This window comes from Streptomyces niphimycinicus (assembly GCF_018883605.1).
In the GTDB taxonomy this organism is placed as follows: domain Bacteria; phylum Actinomycetota; class Actinomycetes; order Streptomycetales; family Streptomycetaceae; genus Streptomyces; species Streptomyces niphimycinicus.
Window position 1 is genome coordinate 1 of record NZ_JAHLEM010000039.1, and the last position, 1,786, is coordinate 1,786.

A 1,786-nucleotide genomic window follows, 5' to 3' on the forward strand; every position below is an offset into this window, starting at 1 on the left:
GGCCTTGGCACCGTGGTCACCAGCGTGCTGTTCCTCGCGGTCATCCTCGGCCTGGTGGCGTATCTGGCGGTGACGCGGAAGGACGTCATCGAGCCGGAGCGGCTCGGCGAGCGGGCGGCGTGAGCAGTCAGCCGCCGTTCCGGATACGTTCGGTCCGCCGGTCACGAGGGAGAGGGGCCCGGGTCAGCCGGGCGACAGGCGGACCATGAACCTCGCACCGGGCGTCTGCCCGCTGCCATAGAACACCTCACCACCGGCTGAGCGGGCCAGGCGCCGTGCGAGCGGCAGTCCGAGGCCCGCTCCGCCATGTCCGTCACCGGGCTCGGCCCGCCGGCCCGGCCGATGACGACCATGCTCAGCACGCCGAACGCCACCCATGAGGCCAGGCCCACGCCCCCGGCCGGTCCGGCGGCGTCTCCGCGCTTCATGGCATCAGGCTTCATGGCATCAGCAGCGGCCGCGGCCATGTGTGCCGCGAGCCGTCGGCGGCGAGGATCATCGGCTCGCCGCCTTGGCCGGGACTGGGCGCTGAGGATGTTCACCGCGAGCTGCGATGCTTCGGCGAAGGGGGGTGCGGCCATCGACGCGAGCCCGCTCATACTGGATGGACGGACGGGTGCGGCCGAGACGGCACCCCATTGACTACAATCCTGTAGACGGTCTGCTGAACTGTAGACGATGGCGGGGTGAGGAACGTTCCGATGACCGACGAGAAGGACGAACGGCGTCCGGCGGGCGAGCTGGAAGCGGCCGTCATGGCGGCCCTGTGGGCCGCCGGCGAGCCGCTCACCCCGAGCCGTGTACAGCGCGAGCTGGGTGTCGGCCTGGCGCGTACGACCGTGACGACGATCCTGTCCCGTCTGCACGACAAGGGCGTCGTCGGGCGCGAGCGGCTGGGCCGCGGCTACGCCTACTTCGCCGTCCAGGACGCCCCCGGGCTCACCGCCCGGCGTATGCACGGGGAGCTGGCGCGGGACACCGACCGGGAGACGGTTCTGGCCCGGTTCGTCGCCCAGCTCAGCGCCGACGACGAGCAGGTGCTGCGGCGGCTGCTGGAGGGGGACGAGCGGTGATCGCCCTGCTGCTGGTGCCCCTGCTGGTCCCCCTGCTGCTGCCCTTCGCGGCACCGCCGTCGGCCCGGCGCGCCCTCGCCCGCCTGGACCCGGTCAGCGCGCTGTGGCTGCTGACCGGCTCCGCCCTGGTGCTGGCCGGTGCGTGCGTGGCCGCCCTGGGCGCCCTGGTGCTGACCGGACTGCTCAGGTTTCCGCTCTTCGCGGCGCTCGGCGAACTGGTCCACCCCCTGCGTACCCCCTCCGACCTGCTCATTCTGCCCGCGGCCTCATTGGCCACCGGCGCGTTCGCCGTCGGCGCGTGGGCTCTGGGGCGGTCGGCCGTTCGCCAGGTCGGCGCCTTCCGCGCTGCCCGCACCCAGGCCGAAGCCCGCCCTGCCGTGGGCGACCTGTGCGTCATCGACTCGCCCCACCCGGACGCCTACGCGCTGCCCGGACGCCCGCAGCGCATCGTCGTCACCACCGGCATGCTGCGCAGCCTCGGCCCGGCCGAGCGCGAGGCCCTCTTCGCCCACGAACGCGCCCACAACCGGGGCGGCCACCACTATTTCCTGGCCGCCGCGGAAATCGCCGCCCACTGCCACCCCGCCCTGCGCGGGCTGCGCACCGACATCCGGTTCGCCGCCGAACGCGCCGCCGACGAGGCCGCCGCGGGCGCCGTCGGCGACCGGCACCTCACGGCCAAGGCCATCGCCCGCGCCGCGCTGGCCGGCCAC

The 1,786-nt window shown here is 74.0% G+C and carries 2 protein-coding genes and 1 pseudogene; 2 read left to right on the forward strand and 1 reads right to left on the reverse strand.

Annotation, left to right across the window (positions count from 1 at the left end; all coding sequences use genetic code 11):
* Positions 1-183: 183 nt before the first annotated feature.
* Positions 184-339: pseudogene (locus tag KN815_RS50040) on the reverse strand (sensor histidine kinase); the annotation flags it as partial.
* 362 nt (positions 340-701) lie between these two features.
* Here KN815_RS50040 and KN815_RS05020 point away from each other — a divergent pair.
* Entirely contained in the window at positions 702-1,073 is a 372-nt protein-coding gene (locus KN815_RS05020) for a BlaI/MecI/CopY family transcriptional regulator (RefSeq protein WP_211126575.1), read from the forward strand.
* Positions 1,070-1,786 (forward strand): M48 family metalloprotease (locus KN815_RS05025; RefSeq protein ID WP_253208769.1); only part of this gene is annotated, 717 nt, incomplete at its 3' end. The genes KN815_RS05020 and KN815_RS05025, both read left to right, overlap by 4 nt.